Source organism: Enterococcus sp. AZ188, assembly GCF_050544075.1.
Lineage (GTDB): Bacteria > Bacillota > Bacilli > Lactobacillales > Enterococcaceae > Enterococcus_D > Enterococcus_D entomosocium.
In genome coordinates, this window is sequence record NZ_CP172943.1 from 1346961 (window position 1) to 1365715 (window position 18755).

The 18755-nt window shown below is 41.4% G+C and carries 22 protein-coding genes and 1 other annotated feature; of the genes, 11 read left to right on the forward strand and 11 right to left on the reverse strand.

The features are described 5' to 3' along the window. Nucleotides 1–4: 4 nt before the first annotated feature. The gene (locus tag IGI86_RS06255) at nt 5–532 is read right to left on the reverse strand and encodes an FUSC family protein (protein ID WP_016621330.1); all 528 of its coding nucleotides are present in this window, start codon (nt 530–532) and stop codon (nt 5–7) included. A 367-nt stretch (nt 533–899) separates the two neighbouring features. On the opposite strand from IGI86_RS06255, the gene IGI86_RS06260 reads away from it, so the two are divergent. Together IGI86_RS06260 and IGI86_RS06265 are read left to right on the forward strand one after the other, a co-directional pair. Then, complete coding sequence (locus IGI86_RS06260; protein WP_430617813.1) at nt 900–1598, forward strand: hypothetical protein; 699 nt, start codon at nt 900–902, stop codon at nt 1596–1598. 628 nt (nt 1599–2226) lie between these two features. Beyond that, on the forward strand, nt 2227–2736 hold the full coding sequence (locus IGI86_RS06265) for a QueT transporter family protein (RefSeq protein WP_005236682.1): 510 nt from the start codon (nt 2227–2229) through the stop codon (nt 2734–2736). An 83-nt stretch (nt 2737–2819) separates the two neighbouring features. Here the strand turns inward: IGI86_RS06265 and cbpA are convergent, their stop codons facing one another. After that, nucleotides 2820–3458: a cyclic di-AMP binding protein CbpA gene (gene cbpA, locus IGI86_RS06270; protein WP_008379786.1), complete on the reverse strand. Its 639-nt coding sequence runs from the start codon at nt 3456–3458 to the stop codon at nt 2820–2822. Nucleotides 3459–3613: 155 nt separating this feature from the next. Here cbpA and rpmG point away from each other — a divergent pair, with 155 nt between their 5' ends. The 4 genes from rpmG to IGI86_RS06290 all read left to right on the forward strand — a co-directional run bounded on the left by rpmG (nt 3614) and on the right by IGI86_RS06290 (nt 6225). Further along, nucleotides 3614–3766, forward strand: a complete 153-nt coding sequence (gene rpmG, locus IGI86_RS06275) for a 50S ribosomal protein L33 (protein WP_005229764.1) — start codon at nt 3614–3616, stop codon at nt 3764–3766. Nucleotides 3767–3778: 12 nt separating this feature from the next. Beyond that, on the forward strand, nt 3779–3949 hold the full coding sequence (secE, locus tag IGI86_RS06280) for a preprotein translocase subunit SecE (protein WP_005229766.1): 171 nt from the start codon (nt 3779–3781) through the stop codon (nt 3947–3949). 119 nt (nt 3950–4068) lie between these two features. Further along, nucleotides 4069–4611: a transcription termination/antitermination protein NusG gene (gene nusG, locus IGI86_RS06285; protein ID WP_005229769.1), complete on the forward strand. Its 543-nt coding sequence runs from the start codon at nt 4069–4071 to the stop codon at nt 4609–4611. Between the two features lie 129 nt (nt 4612–4740). Continuing rightward, nucleotides 4741–6225, forward strand: coding sequence for a DUF1576 domain-containing protein (locus tag IGI86_RS06290; RefSeq protein ID WP_430617814.1), 1485 nt, complete (start codon nt 4741–4743; stop codon nt 6223–6225). Between the two features lie 160 nt (nt 6226–6385). Here the strand turns inward: IGI86_RS06290 and sdaAA are convergent, their stop codons facing one another. After that, on the reverse strand, nt 6386–7258 hold the full coding sequence (gene sdaAA / locus IGI86_RS06295; protein WP_008381622.1) for an L-serine ammonia-lyase, iron-sulfur-dependent, subunit alpha: 873 nt from the start codon (nt 7256–7258) through the stop codon (nt 6386–6388). 13 nt (nt 7259–7271) lie between these two features. Further along, complete coding sequence (gene sdaAB, locus IGI86_RS06300; RefSeq protein ID WP_005229781.1) at nt 7272–7937, reverse strand: L-serine ammonia-lyase, iron-sulfur-dependent subunit beta; 666 nt, start codon at nt 7935–7937, stop codon at nt 7272–7274. Between the two features lie 318 nt (nt 7938–8255). Between sdaAB and rplK the strand changes: the two genes are divergently transcribed. From rplK to rplL, 4 genes are all read left to right on the forward strand, one after another. Next, nucleotides 8256–8678, forward strand: coding sequence for a 50S ribosomal protein L11 (gene rplK / locus IGI86_RS06305; RefSeq protein WP_005229787.1), 423 nt, complete (start codon nt 8256–8258; stop codon nt 8676–8678). A gap of 100 nt (nt 8679–8778) precedes the next feature. Next, nucleotides 8779–9468, forward strand: coding sequence for a 50S ribosomal protein L1 (rplA, locus tag IGI86_RS06310; protein WP_005229790.1), 690 nt, complete (start codon nt 8779–8781; stop codon nt 9466–9468). Between the two features lie 63 nt (nt 9469–9531). Next, nucleotides 9532–9658, forward strand: a sequence feature (ribosomal protein L10 leader region). Nucleotides 9659–9723: 65 nt separating this feature from the next. Next, nucleotides 9724–10224 carry a 50S ribosomal protein L10 gene (rplJ, locus tag IGI86_RS06315; RefSeq protein ID WP_005236672.1) on the forward strand — a complete coding sequence of 167 codons (501 nt, stop codon included), beginning with the start codon at nt 9724–9726 and terminating at the stop codon, nt 10222–10224. Between the two features lie 60 nt (nt 10225–10284). Then, nucleotides 10285–10656, forward strand: coding sequence for a 50S ribosomal protein L7/L12 (gene rplL / locus IGI86_RS06320; RefSeq protein WP_003127081.1), 372 nt, complete (start codon nt 10285–10287; stop codon nt 10654–10656). A gap of 119 nt (nt 10657–10775) precedes the next feature. On the opposite strand, the gene IGI86_RS06325 is transcribed toward rplL, so the two are convergent. Both IGI86_RS06325 and IGI86_RS06330 read right to left on the reverse strand, forming a co-directional pair. After that, on the reverse strand, nt 10776–10949 hold the full coding sequence (locus IGI86_RS06325; RefSeq protein ID WP_005236653.1) for a hypothetical protein: 174 nt from the start codon (nt 10947–10949) through the stop codon (nt 10776–10778). Nucleotides 10950–11098: 149 nt separating this feature from the next. Beyond that, complete coding sequence (locus IGI86_RS06330; protein ID WP_430617815.1) at nt 11099–12118, reverse strand: branched-chain amino acid aminotransferase; 1020 nt, start codon at nt 12116–12118, stop codon at nt 11099–11101. A 210-nt stretch (nt 12119–12328) separates the two neighbouring features. On the opposite strand from IGI86_RS06330, the gene IGI86_RS06335 reads away from it, so the two are divergent. Further along, nucleotides 12329–13297 (forward strand): pyridoxal-phosphate dependent enzyme, encoded by a 969-nt coding sequence (locus IGI86_RS06335; protein WP_005236650.1) that lies wholly within the window; start codon nt 12329–12331, stop codon nt 13295–13297. 95 nt (nt 13298–13392) lie between these two features. Here the strand turns inward: IGI86_RS06335 and IGI86_RS06340 are convergent, their stop codons facing one another. The 5 genes from IGI86_RS06340 to IGI86_RS06360 form a co-directional block, all read right to left on the reverse strand. Then, nucleotides 13393–13830 carry a helix-turn-helix domain-containing protein gene (locus IGI86_RS06340; protein WP_008381614.1) on the reverse strand — a complete coding sequence of 146 codons (438 nt, stop codon included), beginning with the start codon at nt 13828–13830 and terminating at the stop codon, nt 13393–13395. Nucleotides 13831–13839: 9 nt separating this feature from the next. After that, on the reverse strand, nt 13840–15390 hold the full coding sequence (locus tag IGI86_RS06345) for an ATP-binding cassette domain-containing protein (RefSeq protein WP_430617816.1): 1551 nt from the start codon (nt 15388–15390) through the stop codon (nt 13840–13842). A gap of 97 nt (nt 15391–15487) precedes the next feature. Next, on the reverse strand, nt 15488–16309 hold the full coding sequence (locus IGI86_RS06350) for a TPM domain-containing protein (RefSeq protein ID WP_005236637.1): 822 nt from the start codon (nt 16307–16309) through the stop codon (nt 15488–15490). Beyond that, nucleotides 16306–17427, reverse strand: a complete 1122-nt coding sequence (locus IGI86_RS06355) for a TFIIB-type zinc ribbon-containing protein (protein ID WP_430617817.1) — start codon at nt 17425–17427, stop codon at nt 16306–16308. The genes IGI86_RS06350 and IGI86_RS06355 overlap by 4 nt, the downstream gene beginning before the upstream one ends. Before the next feature lie 16 nt (nt 17428–17443). Next, entirely contained in the window at nt 17444–18670 is a 1227-nt protein-coding gene (locus IGI86_RS06360) for an SPFH domain-containing protein (protein WP_086338102.1), read from the reverse strand. Nucleotides 18671–18755: the final 85 nt, after the last annotated feature.

The following is an 18755-nucleotide window of genomic DNA, read 5'->3' on the forward strand; positions in this document are numbered from 1 at the left end:
ATTTTTAAAATGAATCACTCTCATTTGTTGTCGTCTTCGTCCCTGCGGTACTTTTATTCGGAAATGGAAAAAAGCGGTTCACCAATATTGCAATCGTCATGCCGATAAAACTATCAACAATTCGATTAAAAGCATACAAGTAAGATTCAGTTTGAGGAATCATAAATAAAATCGTCAATAGTGTGGCACAAGCACCAACTGTTCCCTCGGAGTAATCAAATTTGACCAATAAAGCGATCATTAACATGATCACTAAAGGGATTGCAATCATTTGAATAAAGGACGAATGTCCGAAAAAGTTAAATATCGCAATACAAAATACAGAAGCGATTGCGCCGAAGCTGTTACCGGCAATCCGATGTTTCCCGTATTTGACGGTATTCTCATGATCTTCTCTTAATGTGAAAACAGCTGTGATCGTTGATACGACGTAGGTTTCACGATTCAAAAGAACACTAACCAAAATACAGAGGAATACACTGATTCCAGTTTTTACATTTCTTAAGCCAAAGGTCAATCCAAATAAGTTCAATCATGCCATCCTCTCAAAATAAATTTCAACGAAGTCGATTATACCACATTGCAGACGGTCAATTGCTTAGATTTTCAGAAAAATGAACAACGATTCTTTCATCGTACGTTGACAGGCAAATTTTATCAGTCGTCGAGAAGCTAGCTTGATACCATGCAATTTTCAACTTTGAGTGTTGAAAGGAATACAATAAGTGACCCCAACCCTAAATGAATTGACTTTCGTTGCCATCGCTTAAGACTCCTTTTTTTATTTCTCAGTCTGTTCAACGTTTAAATAAGTGTTTTGATAAAAAAATATTTATTGTTCATAAAAAGTTTGTTTTTTAGATATTATATTGAGATAATCAAAATAAGGAGGGTTTAAAATGAAAAAAGTGTTCATACTATTTGTTCTTTTACTTGGCTTTGTTGTTTTTCCGATGACAGTTTTTGCTGCATCTTCACCAAGTGTGAGCTATCAAACAAATATCCAGTCTCAAGGGTGGCAATCATGGAAAACAAACGGTCAGACGTCAGGGACCACAGGGAAAGCCAAGCGACTTGAAGCAATCAAGATAAAAATTACTAACGAAAAATACAAAGGGAATATTGAATATAAAACCTCCATTCAGAAACAAGGATGGGAAAAATCGTTTAGAAAAAATGGGACTCTGTCTGGTACAAGTGGAAAAGGACAACGGTTGGAGGCGATCCAAATCAAACTCACCGGTGAGATCGCTAAGTATTACGATGTCTATTATCGAGTCAATGCACAACAATTTGGCTGGATGGGGTGGGCGAAAAACGGACAGTCTTCAGGAACGTCTGGCTTTGGTTTTCAATTGGAAGCAATCCAGGTCAAACTGGTGAAAAAAGGTGGGAAAGCACCTGGAACGACGAATGATGCATTTAGAGATGGACTGAAAAAATATGTAGACAAACGGGGCAAAGGGCTGATCAAAGGCTCCAAACAAAAGATTTATCATATACCGGGGAGTCAATATTATAATAAAACGACCAGTCCAATTCGGATGTTCAAGACAGAGGTGGAAGCCTACAAAGCGGGCTTTCGACCAGCTAAATAGAGGTGTGGCAGGCATTCGCTGAGTAAACAACTATGAGAAATTGCTTTACCAAAAAGGTAACGAGGCAACGAGAAGAGAGCTATTTTTGATCAAAAAGTAACTGAATCGTCTGATTCATTCTAAACATCCCTTTCCGTTAGCGAAAAGGGATGTTTTACGTATTCAAGATGATTTCTGTGCGTAGATCCGACGAATCTTAAAGTAATTCAGCACTTAACCTTTCATCACGAGATGCGCCTTGATTTAGCGAGGTTTCAACACAAAGCCACCATCTTCATCGTTCATTTCTTCGGTAGGCGTAAAAATAATATTTTTCCCCTCTCTTTCAAGGGTAAAGATTGAATCACAAGCCATTAGGAAATCTGACGATGGATGATTCATTGATAGTCGAATAGGGCTAGAAAATGAAAGCTGCGAAGTGTTTCTTTGAATCAACGGATGAAGGAATAGAGGGAGCAATTCCATCTGCATAAAGTTTTGTCAGGTGATTTCGAGATGATTTGATGATTAAATGGCCGGTTTAACATTGATATATGGCTATTAATGTGTATAATAAGTACTTGTGCGAAGCGCACCGCGGTTCATCAACCATCCCGCGTAATCAAAACTCGGAGAAAGTAGGGATCAAATGGAAAAATCAACAAATCTAACCAATCAACGTTTGCGTGCCGTCGCAGCCAATGGGATCATTATGGCACTTTATGTTGCTGTAACGGTTCTAGTCTCACCCGTTGCTTCAGGAGCGATTCAATTTAGGATATCTGAAGGATTGAATCACTTGGTCGTTTTCAACAGAAAATTGATGTGGGGTGTCGTTGGCGGGGTTATAGTGTATAACATGTTCTTTGGAATGGGGATCTTGGATGTCGTATTCGGCGGTTTCGGAAGCTTCTTGGCTTTAGGAGCAACTGCATTGGTATATAAGAAGATTCCAAATGTTTTCGTAAGACTGGCATTTAATACCATTGTTTTTTCATTAAGTATGTTCCTGATTGCGATTATGCTAAATATCACCTTAGCATTGCCTTTCTGGCCAACATTTGCAACAACGGCATTGAGTGAATTTATTGTAATGACGATTACGGCACCGGTGATGTATATCATCAATCGTGCCGTTCGCTTCGATAAGCGCGTGTAAAAAAAGCTTGTTTTTTGCTTTGATGGTTCTCAAAAAACAAGAAAAAAGATCATTCCTAAGAAATGAAGGAATGATCTTTTATTTTATTCTGCTTTTAAGTCTTCGATCTCCACAACTTTGAAGTTTTTCGCTTCTAGTTGCGCAACGATCTTGTCGCATAATTCTTTTGATGTGTTTGCTGGTAAAGTGATCATCGTACGACGAATAAATTCGTCTTTACCGATGTCGAGAGTGATACAGCTAGCGATACTGCTGTATTTTGCGATTATTTTTGAGATAACCGCTAAGTCGCCTTGTTGTCCTGTTGATGCGATCGTCAACACATAGCTTCCTTGTTCGACGCTCCATGATTGTGATAACATATTCAATAAGGAACTATGAGTCAAGATGCCGTAAAATTGATTGTTTTCATCTAGTACCGCAATATAAGGCAATTCTTTGATTGTGAAGAAAACCTTAAAAAATGAAGAGTTGACATAAATGAACTTCGTCGCATTTTTTAGCAGATAGGTGACGGGTAAAGTCATGTCACCGCCATTTGCTTTATGGCGATAGATGTGCATTTTATAAATATTTCCTCTAAAAATCTTTCCTGATTCATCTAGGATAGGCACACAACGATAACCAGACTCTTCTAAAATTGCCAGCGCTTCTTCTAAGGTAGCTGTTTCCTTTACCGTTGTTAAATCGCGTTTTTTGTAAACCATTGTTTTTAATAACATAATTCTCCCTCCCAAATACCCATTTAACACCATTATCATACCACAAAATCAGCAGAAACTATATTTATACGACAGAAAATCAAAAATTGACACAATCTTAAATAAATGGTATTTTTAGTGTTGGAAAACTTTATAAAAAGGGGGAGGACACTAAGATGGCAACGAAAAAAGCTGCTTTGGCTTGTTCTGTCTGCGGATCCCGCAACTATTCAAAATCAGTCAGTGAAGGTAAAAAAGGCGAACGCCTTGAAATCAACAAATTTTGCAAGTATTGCAATCAATATACTTTGCATCGTGAAACGAAGTAAGGAGGGAATCGAATGAAATTTTTGAAAAATGTTGTTGAAGAAATGAAAAACGTTTCTTGGCCATCAAAAAAACAATTACGCAAAGATACATTTGTGGTGATTCAAACAACCATTATTTTTGCATTGATGTTCTTTGTGATGGACACACTGATTCAAACGGTCTTCAATTGGATCCTAAAGTAACACTTCTTACTGATAGCGCTAGTCATTTATCACAAATCGTGCTATAATCGCTTTGAGGAAAAACTTCGGTGCAGCTGAGGTTTTTTTATTTTACAAAAAAGATGGGGAGTCCGAAAAAAATGGAATCTTTTGAAAAAAATTGGTATGTACTGCATACGTATTCTGGCTATGAAAACAAAGTAAAAGCGAACCTAGAGTCACGTGCACAAAGCATGGGGATGGGTGATTATATTTTCCGTGTCGTCGTTCCCGAAGAAGTAGAAACAGAAGAAAAAAACGGCAAAACCAAAGAAATCGTTCATAAAACATTTCCTGGCTATGTATTAGTTGAAATGGTCATGACGGATGAATCTTGGTACGTTGTACGTAATACTCCTGGGGTAACAGGTTTCGTTGGTTCCCATGGTGCAGGAAGCAAGCCAGCGCCTTTATTACAAGAAGAAATCAATTCAATTTTACGTTCGATCGGTATGAGTACTCGGACAGTTGAACTGGAAGTAGAAATTGGCGAAACCGTCAAGATCATCGAAGGTGCGTTCTCTGGTTTAGAAGGTCAAGTAGCAGAAATCGATGAAGAAAAACAAAAACTAAAAGTGAACATCGATATGTTCGGTCGTGAAACGAGTACAGAACTTGATTTTGAGCAAGTAGATAAAATTTAACTGCCGGATAGACTAGCATGAACGGCTCATTTACGGTAAAATAACAGTAATGAGAATAAAGTGGACCAATTCGTTGGCCCACTTTTTTTTCTCAAAATGAGTAAGCGCTTTATAAGAGGAAGGGGTCTTATGTCAAAATTATTTGCTTTTTTTAGAGTAAAGTTTCACAATGATTTTCATCCCCATACTAAAGGGATGATCTCTGTACATAATGGGTATAGCTTGTTGTTTCTTTTTAATTTGCTGCTGTTTTTCTTTGCCATGTTGTTTTTCGATCCAAGGGTGGCAGTCGAAGAGCTCAAGTTGATTTTATTTTCGGAAAGTCATCTTGTGACAGATTATATTGCTATGACTTCTGTAGGGTCGGCTTTATTAAACAGCAGTTTGATGACGTTTGTAGCGATCTCGATTTGCTATCATTATCGGGTGCCGATTACAGGAGGCGCGGTGTCTGCTATCTTTATGGTGACTGGGTATGGTTTTTTTGGGAAAAATCTACTAAATTTTATCCCGATATTTTTAGGCGTCCGTCTGTATTCGTATTTTATGAATGAACCATTGAAAAAATTTCTGTTGATTGCCTTGTATGGATCGTCGGTTTCTCCAATCGTCAGCTATTTTGCATTCAATGACTCACTACCGCCTTATTTTAGCTTGGTGATGGGGTACGGTATTGGAATTTTTACCGGTTTTTTGATGGTTCCCATGGCCTTATATTTTCAAGGACTATTTCAAAGCGTCAGTTTATACAGTGCTGGATTCACTTCAGGAATGTTGTGTACATTAGTCGCCGCTATCTGTCGGATGTTTGGCCTAACGATTGAGCTAAGAACATTGGTGTCGCAAGAACAGCAGCCGCGTTTGATTCTCATGATGCTGGTTTTAGGAAGTGTGTTCGTAGGCTATGGGTCACTGATGGCAATCAAGAAAAAACGATTGAATATGCGAGCGATTTGGTCTCATAGTGGCAAAATCGAACGAGATATCTTACGTGATACCGGCGTTTATAATACGATGATCAACATGGGATTGATGACGTTTTTGCTTGTGGCATATGTCGTCAGTATTGGTGCGGTTTTAAATGGACCAGTTATCGGTGCGATCTTTTGCGTCATCGGCTTTTCTGCTTGTGGCTCTCATGTCTTTAACTCGCTGCCTTTATTGGCAGGGGTGACGATTGCCAATCTATTGAGCGTATACACCATCAACGAGACGGTTACAGTCACGTCAGCGATTTTTGCGATGATGCTCTGTGCAGTAACAAATGCCTATGGCTGGAAAGGCGGCTTGGTGGTCGGTTTTGTGCACGCCTCAATGGTACTGAATATTGATTTCTTACATGGAGGTTTGAATCTGTATAACAATGGTTTTTCTGGCGGGCTAGTCGCCATGATGATCATTCCCTTATTGGATCTCAGCAAACAGCTTTGGCAAAAATCAGCCGATCAGGCGCAAGCTACCAAGGATGAAAAACCACAAATGGACTTGAAAGCACAAGAAAGCGAGCAGCCATTGGTCCCATTGGATCAAACAGAAGGAAAACCTAAATTTTCCGAGCCTGTGAAGGTATTAAAACCCGTTGCCCAAAAGAAACACTATAGGGTAAGCGAGTAGGAGTAGAAAAACCGCCAATGTCATTTGTTACTTGTTTAACAAGTAGGGAGTGCTTGCCTTTTCGTCGTTGGAAATAATGGGAAAATGAAAACCAACCAAGAACAAGCAACGATTGGTTGTTCTTGGTTGGTTTTTATTCGTGTTCATTTCTAAAAAAACATCAACGATTGGCTTCTAAGATTTCTGCCTGTAGGCGTTGGGCAGTCGGCGTCATGGCTAGACCACCTTCAGCCGTTTCCTTGAAAATGCTAGGCATTTGTCGTCCGACTTGATACATCGCTAAGACCACTTCATCAGGTGGGATGACACTTTCGATTCCTGCTAATGCCATGTCGGCAGAGATAAAGGCCTGGGAAGATCCCAGGGCATTGCGCTTCACGCAGGGGACCTCGACTAAGCCCGCGACAGGGTCACAAATCAAGCCCATCATATTCTTGAGGGTGATCGCCACCGCTTGAGCCGCTTGGTGGGGGGTGCCACCTTTTGCACAAACCAAAGCCGCCGCTGCCATTGCGCTAGCAGAACCGATCTCTGCTTGACAACCGCCTTCGGCACCGGAAATCGAGGCATTGTTGGCAATCACCAGGCCAAAGGCGCCGGCTGTAAACAAAAAGTCGACTTGTTGCGCTCGAGTCAGTGCCAAACGCTCACGTACGGCCATCAATACACCAGAAACAACACCCGCACTACCGGCAGTCGGTGTTGCACAGATCAAGCCCATTTTCGCATTGACTTCGTTGACTGCAATGGCATTTTGGACCGCTTGTAGAATGGTTTCTCCGCTTAAAAAATCACCGGCAGCAAGGTAGTCGTTCATGCGAGTCGCATCGCCGCCGGTCAATCCCGTCACCGATTTTACACCAGCGACACCTTCAGCGACTGATTGTTCCATAACAACTAAATTCTTTTCCATGATTGCAAGGATTTGTTCGCGACTACGACCAGTATTTTCTGCTTCGATCGCAATCATCATCTCTGCAACGGAAGGATAATTTTTACTTTCTATTACTAACTCTTCTATTGTATAGAACATGTGCTTATCTCCTTTAATCAAAATACGCAGCGCTGTAAACGTGCGGCAAAACTTTGATTTGTTGCGCCAGCTGATCATTGCGCTGATCGACTTCGATGATCATGATTGCTTTATCACCGACAGCTTCTCTCGTAACGGTCATCGTACCGATATTGATTTGAGCCTCTGATAGTAAATTGGTTACTTTCGCAATCATTCCCGGAACATCTTGATGGACGATCACATAAGTAGGGGTACCCAGTGTCAGAGAAATTTTGAAGCCGTTAAGCTCTGAGATTTGAATGTTGCCACCACCGATCGAGATGCCAGTGACAGATAGTTTGTGGCTACCTTTTGTCAAAATCATCTTGACCATATTCGGATGTTCCGCTTTTTCTTTTTTAGGGACGAATAAGACTTCGATCCCTTTCTCATAAGCGATTTTTAAAGAGTCCGCTAGGCGAGCATCATCTGGCTCCATGCCTAAGAGACCGCCAACTAACGCAATATCGGTTCCATGACCGCGATAGGTTTTAGCAAACGATTCATACAACAGGATATCTACACTGTCTGGCTGTTCGCCAAAAATACTGCGAACGATTTTTCCGATCCGGGCAGCACCGGCGGTATGAGAACTGCTGGGACCCACCATGATGGGTCCGATTATGTCAAATACACTGCGGTATTTTAATTGTTCCATTTTTTTCACCTCGATAGTAGTAAACGAATAGGGAAGAATTCCAGTAGTAGTGTAGCATAAAAAAATGAGAGAATGAAAAAAGCAGACCAAAAGCAAGTGATTTTTATTTCTTTTTTTAGCGATGGACTAACGAAAAGCGCTGGTGAGCATTTTTTCAAAAAAATCAGCTGAAAAACCTTGAATTATTCCATAAAGATGCTATAATATTCCAGTGTGCTTTCGTCACACGTTTTTTGTGTGTGCACATGAATCACCAAAGTGGGAGGAGAAATTTGGATCTCCAATTAACCACATCACGGACTCAAGGAGGTATGTCTCGTGGCAAAAAAAGTAGAAAAAATCGTTAAATTGCAAATTCCTGCAGGTAAAGCAACACCAGCTCCGCCGGTAGGTCCTGCGCTAGGTCAAGCGGGTATCAACATCATGGGATTCACTAAAGAATTCAATGCTCGTACAGCTGATCAAGCAGGTTTGATCATTCCAGTAGTGATCTCTGTATACGAAGACCGTTCATTTACGTTCGTTACAAAAACACCACCAGCAGCAGTATTGTTGAAAAAAGCAGCAAACGTTGAAAAAGGTTCAGGCGAACCAAACAAAACAAAAGTTGCAAAAGTTTCACGCGATCAAGTAAAAGAAATCGCTGAATTGAAAATGGAAGACCTAAACGCAGCTGACGTTGAAGCAGCAATGCGCATGGTTGAAGGAACTGCACGAAGCATGGGGATCACTGTAGAATAATTACAGCCCTAAGGAAGTAGCTTCTCAGTCGGCTTCATATTGAAAAATATGGGACACGTGGGAGGTTCTACCGTTATAACCACATCAAGGAGGAAACAAAATGGCTAAAAAAAGCAAAAAAATGCAAGAAGCATTGAAAAAAGTTGATGCTACAAAAGCTTATTCAGTTGAAGAAGCAGTAGCTTTGGCAAAAGAAACAAATATTGCAAAATTCGACGCAACGGTTGAAGTTGCTTACAAATTAAACGTAGACCCTAAAAAAGCGGATCAACAAATCCGTGGCGCGGTTGTATTACCAAACGGTACTGGTAAAACACAAACAGTTTTAGTTTTTGCTAAAGGCGATAAAGCCAAAGAAGCAGAAGCAGCTGGTGCTGATTTCGTTGGTGACGACGATATGGTTCAAAAAATCCAAGGTGGCTGGTTCGATTTTGACGTTGTTGTTGCAACGCCTGACATGATGGCTACTGTTGGTAAATTAGGTCGTGTATTAGGCCCTAAAGGTTTGATGCCTAACCCTAAAACTGGTACAGTAACAATGGACGTAACAAAAGCAGTTAACGAAGTAAAAGCTGGTAAAGTTACTTACCGTGTTGACAAAGCTGGGAACATCCACGTACCAATCGGAAAAGTTTCTTTTGAAGATGACAAATTGATTGAAAACTTCAAAACGATCCATGAAACATTGTTGAAAGCTAAGCCTTCAGCAGCAAAAGGGCAATACATGAAAAATATCTCAGTTACAACAACATTTGGTCCTGGGATCCATGTAGAACAAGCTTCTTTCTAATTTAATACAAAAATTCAAAACTTTTATTGACTTGACTACCTTATCTGTGGTAAGGTAGTCAAGGTTAAAAGTTTAACTGTACCGAAGACAGTAGGTGGCATTTGCCTTAATTTCCTACCGAGGACGTTTATTGAGAATCTTCAATAGTCCCTCTATGTCTACGGTGGCATAGAGTTTTTTTATTGTCCTTTATAGGACAAAGGAACAGTTTGTTTCGAAGAAACTCTTCCATCAAAATCAGGAGGTGAAATATAAATGAGTGAAGCAGCTATCGCTAAAAAATCCGCGATCGTTGATGAAGTGAGTGCAAAATTCTCTGCAGCCGCATCTGTAGTCGTTGTTGACTACCGTGGACTAACTGTTGATGAAGTAACTCGCTTACGTAAACAATTGCGTGATGCAAACGTTGAGATGAAAGTTATCAAAAACTCAATTCTTTCTCGTGCTGCTGAAAAAGCTGGTCTAGAAGGTTTAGGTGAAGTATTCACTGGCCCTACTGCCGTAGCATTCAGTAACGAAGACGTTGTTGCACCTGCAAAAATCATTAACGATTTCGCAAAAGACGCAAAAGCTTTAGAAATCAAAGGCGGTATCATCGAAGGCAAAGTTTCTTCATTGGAAGAAATTACTGCATTGGCGAAATTGCCAAACCGCGAAGGACTTCTTTCTATGTTGCTATCTGTGCTACAAGCACCTATCCGCAACGTGGCTTACGCTGTCAAAGCAGTGGCAGAAAAAGAAGAAGATGCAGCATAATTGCCGCATAATTTTTCAGTATTAAAAACTAAACTACTTACTTAAATGGAGGAAAACAAAATGGCATTGAACATTGAAAACATTGTCGAAGAGCTAAAAGGCGCGACAATCTTAGAATTAAACGATTTAATTAAAGCTATCGAAGAAGAATTTGGCGTATCTGCTGCAGCTCCTGTAGCTGTAGCTGGTGGAGCTGGCGATGCTGGTGCTGCTGAAGAACAAACTGAATTCACTGTAGAATTGACTGCAGCTGGCGATCAAAAAGTTAAAGTTATCAAAGCAGTTCGTGAAGCAACTGGCTTAGGCTTGAAAGAAGCGAAAGCAGTCGTTGACGGAGCTCCTTCAGCAGTTAAAGAAGGCATCTCTAAAGACGAAGCTGAAGCATTGAAAGCAGCTTTAGAAGAAGTTGGCGCTTCAGTAACAGTTAAATAATTTTTCTTAGTGTCAAATCCTTTCGTATGAAGGGGTTTGGCGCTTTTTTTGTTAGAGGCTGAGATTCCTAAAAAGTAATAAGCAGCGATCCTCGTTTTTTTATGAGCGAGGATCGCTGCTTATTTTTTTCGAAATTGTTGGAATAAGAACACGAAAATAAAAAAGAAAAATGCTTCCCACAACGTTGTGGTCCAACTAAAGCTGCGGTTAATACCAAAAACGAGATTACCAATATTGGAAACCACCAAATACAAGGCTGTTGCTAGCAAAGAATAGCCGAATCGTTTGCCCATCATTACGCCTCCCTTTGCTATGATTGTAACAAGTCAAAAGAGTTGTGGCAATCAATTCTGATGCAGTGATGATAAATTGATCGATAGAAAGAGAAAAACCGAACGGTCCGTAGTGATCGTTCGGTTGAAGAGGATGTAGCCCGGTTCGCTTAATCCAATGGAACATCAAAGATCCAACCGGTTGGTGCCGAAATATCGCCGAATTGAATGCCGGTCAATTGGTGATACAATGCTTTTGTTTGTGGACCAACTTCCGTTTCGCTATAGAACACATGGAAATCCTCGCCGTTTTGGATCCCGCCGATCGGGGAAATAACAGCAGCTGTTCCGCAGGCACCCGCTTCGACAAAACGATCCAGCTCATTGAGATAAACATCACCTTCCACAGGGGTTAATCCTAATGAATGTTGCGCTAGATGCAGCAATGAATATTTTGTGATACTTGGTAAAATAGAAGGAGATTTTGGTGTCACAAATTCATTAGCAGCCGTGATCCCGAAAAAGTTGGCAGAACCGACTTCTTCGATTTTGGTATGCGTTTCTGGATCAAGGTAGATGCAATCGGAAAATTTCCGTTGATGGGCTTCGTATCCAGGTAACAAACTCGCCGCATAATTTCCACCAACTTTGGCTGCGCCAGTACCATTTGGTGCCGCGCGATCATAATCAGAAACAATGAAATTGGTTGGTGTCAATCCGCCCTTAAAGTAAGGTCCGACCGGCATACAAAAAACCGTAAAAATATACTCTGGTGCTGGGCTGACACCGATATTTTCTCCGACGCCAATCAATAGAGGACGAATATACAAGGTGGCGCCGCTGCCATAAGGCGGAACATATTCCTGATTTGCTTTTACTACTTGTTTTACCGCATCTAAGAAAAAGGCCTCATGAACCTCTGGCATACGCAGGCGATAGGCACTGCGGTTCATCCGTTTGCTATTTTCGTCTGGACGGAACAAATTGATGCCGCCATCTTTTCTTCGGTAGGCTTTTAGTCCTTCAAAACATTGCTGTCCATAATGAAGAGCGGTTGATCCCTCGTGGATATGCAGATAATTATCCTCGGTAAGTTCGCCTTCATTCCAAGAACCGTCTTTCCATGTTGCCAAAAAACGCCATGGCGTTTTGATATAAGAAAACCCTAAATTTGACCAATCGATTGTCATTCGTTCACACCCTTTTTTAATTTTTCTAAGTATAGCACTTCAGAAAAGAAATGTCATTATTTTCTGAAAATTCTTCTGTAAGAATATTTGGTGACAGTGACGTGTAAAGAAAGGGGAACCGATCTTTGCTTGTACGAGTTCCCCAGATTGTTTTTCTACAAGTTCTGTGCTTCAATGAGAGTATAAAAAAACAAAAAAGGGGGAACGTTTGTGATTGAGGAAGTGTTGACGGACAGTCTGGGGATCGCTGCTGCGTATCGACGATTGAAACCAATCATGATCCATACACCACTTGCACCAAGTAATATTTTAGGCAAAGAAAAAGAGGGCACGATATTTTTGAAATTAGAAAATCTACAGCGTACCGGCTCCTTTAAAGCGCGGGGGGCGTATAACAAACTCGCGTCATTGACTGATGCAGAAAAACTTCGCGGTGTCATTGCCTGTTCTGCAGGAAATCATGCGCAAGGTGTTGCTCTCGCCGGATCGTTACTGGGGATCAATGTCCGAATCTTTATGCCATTAACGGCTGCCAAAACAAAAATAGAGGCGACAAGAAGTTATGGCGCACAAGTCGTTTTAGCAGGAGAGACGTTTGATGAAACCAAACAACTGACACTAGACGCCATGAAAGATAGTGGCGAAGTATTTGTCTCTCCCTTTGATGATCGTGCAGTAATGGAGGGGCAAGGAACGATTGCGATCGAACTGTTGGAGGATCTTCCAGATGTTGATAATGTCATTATTCCCATCGGCGGTGGTGGGTTGATTGCTGGGATTGCTTTAGCCTTAAAAGAACTTCGTCCAGAAGTCAAAATCATCGGCGTTCAATCCTATGGCGTTTATGGCATGATCGCCTCACTTTGGCAGCAAAAGCTAGTAGCCAATCGCCGCAGTAGAACGATCGCCGATGGCTGTGATGTTGCTTTGGCAGGGGAACTGACCTATGATGTTTTAAAGACCCGTATCGATGAAACGGTCTTAGTTGAAGAATCCGATATCGAACAAGCGATCCATTACTTAGCATTGAGGGAAAAAGTCATCGCAGAAGGGGCTGGTGCATTAAGTACGGCGGCGATTTTAAGCGGACAGATCGATCATTTGCTTCGAGGAAAGAAAACTGTGGCATTGGTCTCCGGCGGCAATATTGATTTCTCTGTGTTTAAGGAAATCATCTGAGTGCAACAAGCCTTCCAAAAAAGAAAGAAGAGACCTGATTAGACATTCTCCTAATTGGGTCTCTTCTTTTAAATTCAAAGCAGGCGCTCAGATGATTACTTTGGGAGAGAAAGTATTGTTTCGATCCACTGTCCAAAGGTTGTTACATATTTCAACGGTCCGACCAATGTAAATCGTGCCATCGTTGGGTTGATTTTTTCAAAGTAAAAACGCCGACTTTCCCCTGAATAAAGTGCATTGAACTCATCAATAACGATTTTTTTTTGCTGTTGTAGCAATTCCTCTGATTCAATAAAGAAATCAATGGCAAGTAAGCTTTCGGGTATCTGTTTTTCTGAACGTATTGAAGCAAAAGAAAGCAGGGGATCTTCAAATGGTTCGCCCATCAACGAAGCCACATCTTTGTAAGAAAAGCGCCACTGCCCGCCAATTTTTGTCCCTTTAAGTTGGTTGGTCTTTTGATAATTTCGGATGGTTCGAGTCGTTACGCCCAGTTTTTCAGCGACTTCTTCAACGGTATAATAATCTTTCATCGGTTCCTCCTACAAAGCGATTGTACGATCACAAAAGCGTTGCTCCTCTTTCTTATGACTAGTATAGATGATCATGCGTTTTTCTGCATGTTTTTTTAAACACTTCATAATCTTTTCGGCAGCTTCATCATCAAGGCTGCTGGTAGCTTCGTCTAAAAGAATGATTTCGGCATCACTTAATAATATGCGAGCTAGAGCGATTCTTTGCTTTTCTCCTCCAGACAAGTCGGCACCATTTTCCGTAAGCCTGCTAGTCCATGAGCGCTGTTGAAAAATGGGCGCTAAAATACCAGAGGTTTCGATAATTGTTTTTTCTTCTCCCGTCATTTTTCTTCCCCATACAAGATTTTCTTCAATTGTCCGAGAGAGAATCGTAGGGTCTTGAGCAAGGTAGAGGGTTTTATCTGTTTCAGGGTTTCTTGGCTTGATGCGTTTCCTCTTCGTTGAAAGCGAAATTCCTTCTGATGGATAAAGGCCAGCAATTGCCTTTAAAAACGTTGATTTTCCTTTTCCTGAAGCGCCAGCCAAGTAAATATGTTCACCAGGTTTCAAGGTTTCTTCAATGGGAAAGGAAAAGCTGTGGTTGCCAATGGATACGACAGGGTGGTCGAAAGTAAGACTCAGAGTAGCTTCACACGTTTGGTTCCAGCGGTCATCGGGAGCAGCCAATTCTTCGTTAACAAAACGTTGATTGGTCCTCAGAGTAGCTGTATCAAGATTGATTTTCGTTAAACCACTTAATGCAGAAAAGTAAATGGGTAATAGCACGCCAATCAAAATCAACGCAGAGGTTGGCAGTTCATCTTGTAATATTCCTTGAATCATAAACAAATAGACGCCGATCTGGGCGATCTGATTGATCGCATTAAGGACTAAACTAGTCGTTTGGGCAAAAGTATTGGTGTTTGCTAATGTTTGATACATCAATGTCAATTGAGAGGAAAACAGCTGCTCAAGAACAGCGTCACTCCATTGCTTCATTGTATCAATATGGGACAATGTTGTTAACATTTCCTTATTGCTAAGAGCAAATGCTTCTTGCATATTTTTCATCTTAATACTCAACTGTTGATTGATCCATCGAAACCCAAAAACATTGATGGGAAATAGCGATAGTAAAATGAAACCCAGTAAATAATGCAATTGGAAACACAAAAAAAGTGGGATCAGCAATAAGAAAAAGCAGCGAATGGCTTCGCTAAAACTACCGCAAATAAACAAGTATAAGGAATCAACAACGCCAAAAATGCGGTTTAATAGATAAGTGGGCTCCTTTTCAGAGAGTTCTACATAACTCTTCCTTTTCATTTTTTTTAACAATTCTAAGAGATGGCGAACATTCATCGAAGCTGCATAGCGCTCTTTCATCACAATCAATAAGAATTGCGCGCAATAAGTAATACTTAATATGAACGCTAATAAGCCGACGAGATGATCAAAGCGAAGTGCGTGATCTTCTTGTAGAAGCAAAGGGAAAGCGAGGTTTGTCAGGACAGTCAAAAAAACTAGCAAACTACTCAAACTGATAAAAAGTTTATTGTTTCTAATAATTTCAAACATAAAATCAACTCATTTCCTATATTTTCCTAAATGGTAGATGTTTTTATGAAAATTGTCAACAAAAAAAGAGTTCCTGATTAAAGGAACTCTTGAAAAATCAAAAGCTGCGTCCGCCGCCGCCGAATGTTCCGCCACCAGAAGAGTGGGTCGTACTGCCACCGCCGCCGCCAGAAAAACCGCCACCACCGCCTCCACCATTATTCGAAGGACGGGGGATGCGTCTGGTTGTGACAAAGGAATTGACTAAGCGATCTTCTTTTTGGGTCAGATCAATACTTGATTTTTCTAGATAGTTAAATTTGTAGCCGCCCATTTTTAATTGGTAACGGGATTTAACAATGATGAAAAAAGCGATACTGATCACTGCCGCGATCGCTAAGCAAATAGCAATTTCTAGTGGCGTTATCACTTTGTAATAAGTAATTTTTCCGGTATCACGATCGATACGATAATGATCGGCAGGAACACCTGCTTCCACAAAACCCTCTGCTTTTTGCAGATAGACCAATGCAGCTTGATAATAATTTCCCTCTGCCATCTGGTCAAATACCGCATCAAGTAGCTTATCTAGACGTGAATCGGTAAGATAATCGATCATATTTCCGGAAGTCGAAACGTGAAATTTCCGTTGCGCCATATCGATCACCAATGCCGAACCGTTGTTGTCGTTGCCGATCCGTCTTGAAAGATATCGATCAGTGTACAACTCGATATCTCCCGTATTGCTGTTTGTTGTTTGAATAAAAACTTCGCCTTTGATCTTTGCATTCAGCGCTTCTGCTTCTTCGTTCAACTTCTGGATCTCTTGTTCGGTAAAGAGTCCAGCGTGGTCTGCGACTGTCTCTTCGGCTGCGAAGGCGGGCAGGGCGGTTAAGAAAAAACCAACCAGCAGTAACAACAAATAAGATAGTTTTTTCATAAGAAATACGCTCCAATCAATGCGAGGATGGTCGTTGCCGCGAAAATTGCGCCACTGACGATTCCCAAGCGCTTGTAACTAATCGGTAAAACACCGCTGACTTTTCCGGTTTGCCCATTCATCGCATAATAAAAGGCACTCTTGTTTTCATCATCGGCTCGATAGGTCACTAGCCATACAGGAAGCAAAACGTAGTTGTTTTCTTCTTTTGTTAGATTGATGGAACGATTGTTGCGTTTAAAACTAGTATAGCCATTGACGGTACCTGCTAGCAGATTTTCAGCATAACCCGATAATTCGTTTTTGACTTCGTCAGAAAGATCAATGTATTCAATGTCTCTTTTTTCTGCTTGGAAGCCGGCTAAATATTGACTGCGAAAATTAACAGCTTTTTCAAGGGGAAACGGCTGAACGCCAGTCACCATTTTTTGCTGAACGTTTTTTGACAGCGCATGCTTGAGCAATTCATTCACCTTGATTTTTCCTCGTCGCAAGACATCGTATTGTTTGTGCTCAGTATATTCAATATCACCAACGCGCCAAATACGCAAAGAGGTACCCATACCTGAAAGCGAGCCATTCATCTCAGCATCGACGACCCAATAAGGGAAGTACACACCAGTCAATTTCTCTACTTGTGCTTGATCGAAGAAATCCCGTGGCACAAATTTTTTCTTTTGCGCCCATTCTAAGAATTTCGCAGTTGCTTCTTCCTTTTCGATGGCAAAAGGGAGGACTTTGTTAGGTAAAAATTCTCCTGAAAGCCGTCCTGACAAGACGACAGGATTGTGGCAAAAGTAGCAGTAGGTTGCGGCCGTCGTTGCATCCGTCACGATTTCTGCACCGCAGCTGGGGCAGGTAAAAAGGTCCATCTGCCCCGCTTGTGCATCGGCTTGCTCTCTAACTTCTTCTTGAAGGGACGGTTCGGCTTCGGTCGTTACAGAAGGATCTGAGACAGGAGTATCGGCCATCTGCGCTTCTTTTTGCTTTTCTTCGAAGGCAGTGACTTCGTCTTCAGTAAAAATACTCAGACAAAATGGACAATGAAATTTTTGATCACCAGGTTCAAAGGTTAAAGCGCCCCCACAATTGGGGCACTTATGTGTGATAACATCCATCAGCAATCCTCCTCAATTAGTCTACTGGGACACCTTTGAAAGGTTTGCCACAATTCGGACAGAATTTTGGAATGCCGTTGGCTAAATCGATCACTTCACCACAATCGCTGCATTTCATTTTCAGGCTTGGTCCATCGCTCGTTGGTTTTGGCGTCCCGCAATTGCTGCAGAATTTACCAGTATTAGAGGTGCCGCATTGTGGACAGTCCCAATGATCTGCGTTGGTTTGTGCGGAAGCCTGTTGCTGCATTTGCTGTTGGTTGTTTTGTGACGCTTGGTTCAAATAACCGCCACCAGCATTCATCCCCATGCCCATGCCAACAAACCCAGTCGTAGCCCCAGCGGCATTGCTACCGGCAGATTCCATACCACGAGCAACCGAACCTTGAACATAGCCTTCACGAATCGAAGGGTCGCCTAACATTGCCCCTTGGTTCCGCATGTTGATCAGTTTTACGGAATCATCCGTATAAGAGATGCTCGCTACGGCAACAGAAACGATTTCCATGCCGCGGAGTTCTCGCCAGCTGTCATCAAGAACCGTTCCCATATATTTGCTTAATTCCATGCTCTTAGATGGAACGTAAGAAATTCGTTCGCCATCAGCGGACATTTTGTTGATCGCTGTTTGTAGGGCGGTCAAAAATTCAGCTAAGTACTGCTCATTGATGTCGTTGATATCGACTTGACTTTTGTTTTTTGGGATCGCATTCGTATAGAACAAAATTGGATCGGTAATTCGTAAGGAATAGTTTCCGTGCGCCCGTAAGAATAGTTCTGCGTTATAAAAGTTGTCAAAATAGTTCAAAGGCGATGAAGTACCGAAGCGAATTCCTTTGATTTCTTGAAGATTGATATAAAAAACTTGTTGTTTTTGTGGTGTAACGCCGCCAAACTTAAAGCGGTCGAAGGTTTCAGAAATCGCATCTTTCAATGAACCGTTCAACATCGAAGGCGCTAATTCATTTTTGACGGTATAGTAGCCTTCTTCAGCGGTATAATCGATGATTCGCCCGCCATCAACCAATAACATCATCATATTCGGATAGACATGGATCACTGACCCATCAGTGATGACATCTTCCGTGCCTTTTCTGTTAGAACCGCGTTTGTCATTACGCCGCACTTTGACACCTTTTGTCATTACTGTCGAATCGCTCATATTGTCAGGCTCGATCACCTCTAGCCATTGATCTGCTAATCCGCCGCCAATTGCGCTTGTTGCCGCTTTGATAATACCCATTTTCAGTCCTCCTTTAAATTGTTTTCATCACAATAGATGAACGTAGATTCATTATACCATAGGAGGTGAGATTTACGTTATCAGT

Coding starts and splice junctions, on each gene's coding strand:
- IGI86_RS06360 (WP_086338102.1), bottom strand. CDS start 18,670: ATGGGTATTATCAAAGCGGCAACAAGCGCAATTGGCGGCGGATTAGCA.
- IGI86_RS06350 (WP_005236637.1), bottom strand. CDS start 16,309: ATGAAAAAACTATCTTATTTGTTGTTACTGCTGGTTGGTTTTTTCTTA.
- IGI86_RS06330 (WP_430617815.1), bottom strand. CDS start 12,118: ATGACAATCGATTGGTCAAATTTAGGGTTTTCTTATATCAAAACGCCA.
- secE (WP_005229766.1), top strand. CDS start 3,779: ATGAAATTTTTGAAAAATGTTGTTGAAGAAATGAAAAACGTTTCTTGG.
- IGI86_RS06355 (WP_430617817.1), bottom strand. CDS start 17,427: ATGGATGTTATCACACATAAGTGCCCCAATTGTGGGGGCGCTTTAACC.
- sdaAA (WP_008381622.1), bottom strand. CDS start 7,258: ATGTTCTATACAATAGAAGAGTTAGTAATAGAAAGTAAAAATTATCCT.
- cbpA (WP_008379786.1), bottom strand. CDS start 3,458: ATGTTATTAAAAACAATGGTTTACAAAAAACGCGATTTAACAACGGTA.
- rplJ (WP_005236672.1), top strand. CDS start 9,724: ATGAGTGAAGCAGCTATCGCTAAAAAATCCGCGATCGTTGATGAAGTG.
- IGI86_RS06325 (WP_005236653.1), bottom strand. CDS start 10,949: ATGGGCAAACGATTCGGCTATTCTTTGCTAGCAACAGCCTTGTATTTG.
- rpmG (WP_005229764.1), top strand. CDS start 3,614: ATGGCAACGAAAAAAGCTGCTTTGGCTTGTTCTGTCTGCGGATCCCGC.
- nusG (WP_005229769.1), top strand. CDS start 4,069: ATGGAATCTTTTGAAAAAAATTGGTATGTACTGCATACGTATTCTGGC.
- IGI86_RS06290 (WP_430617814.1), top strand. CDS start 4,741: ATGTCAAAATTATTTGCTTTTTTTAGAGTAAAGTTTCACAATGATTTT.
- rplL (WP_003127081.1), top strand. CDS start 10,285: ATGGCATTGAACATTGAAAACATTGTCGAAGAGCTAAAAGGCGCGACA.
- IGI86_RS06265 (WP_005236682.1), top strand. CDS start 2,227: ATGGAAAAATCAACAAATCTAACCAATCAACGTTTGCGTGCCGTCGCA.
- sdaAB (WP_005229781.1), bottom strand. CDS start 7,937: ATGGAACAATTAAAATACCGCAGTGTATTTGACATAATCGGACCCATC.
- rplA (WP_005229790.1), top strand. CDS start 8,779: ATGGCTAAAAAAAGCAAAAAAATGCAAGAAGCATTGAAAAAAGTTGAT.
- IGI86_RS06345 (WP_430617816.1), bottom strand. CDS start 15,390: ATGTTTGAAATTATTAGAAACAATAAACTTTTTATCAGTTTGAGTAGT.
- IGI86_RS06340 (WP_008381614.1), bottom strand. CDS start 13,830: ATGAAAGATTATTATACCGTTGAAGAAGTCGCTGAAAAACTGGGCGTA.
- IGI86_RS06260 (WP_430617813.1), top strand. CDS start 900: ATGAAAAAAGTGTTCATACTATTTGTTCTTTTACTTGGCTTTGTTGTT.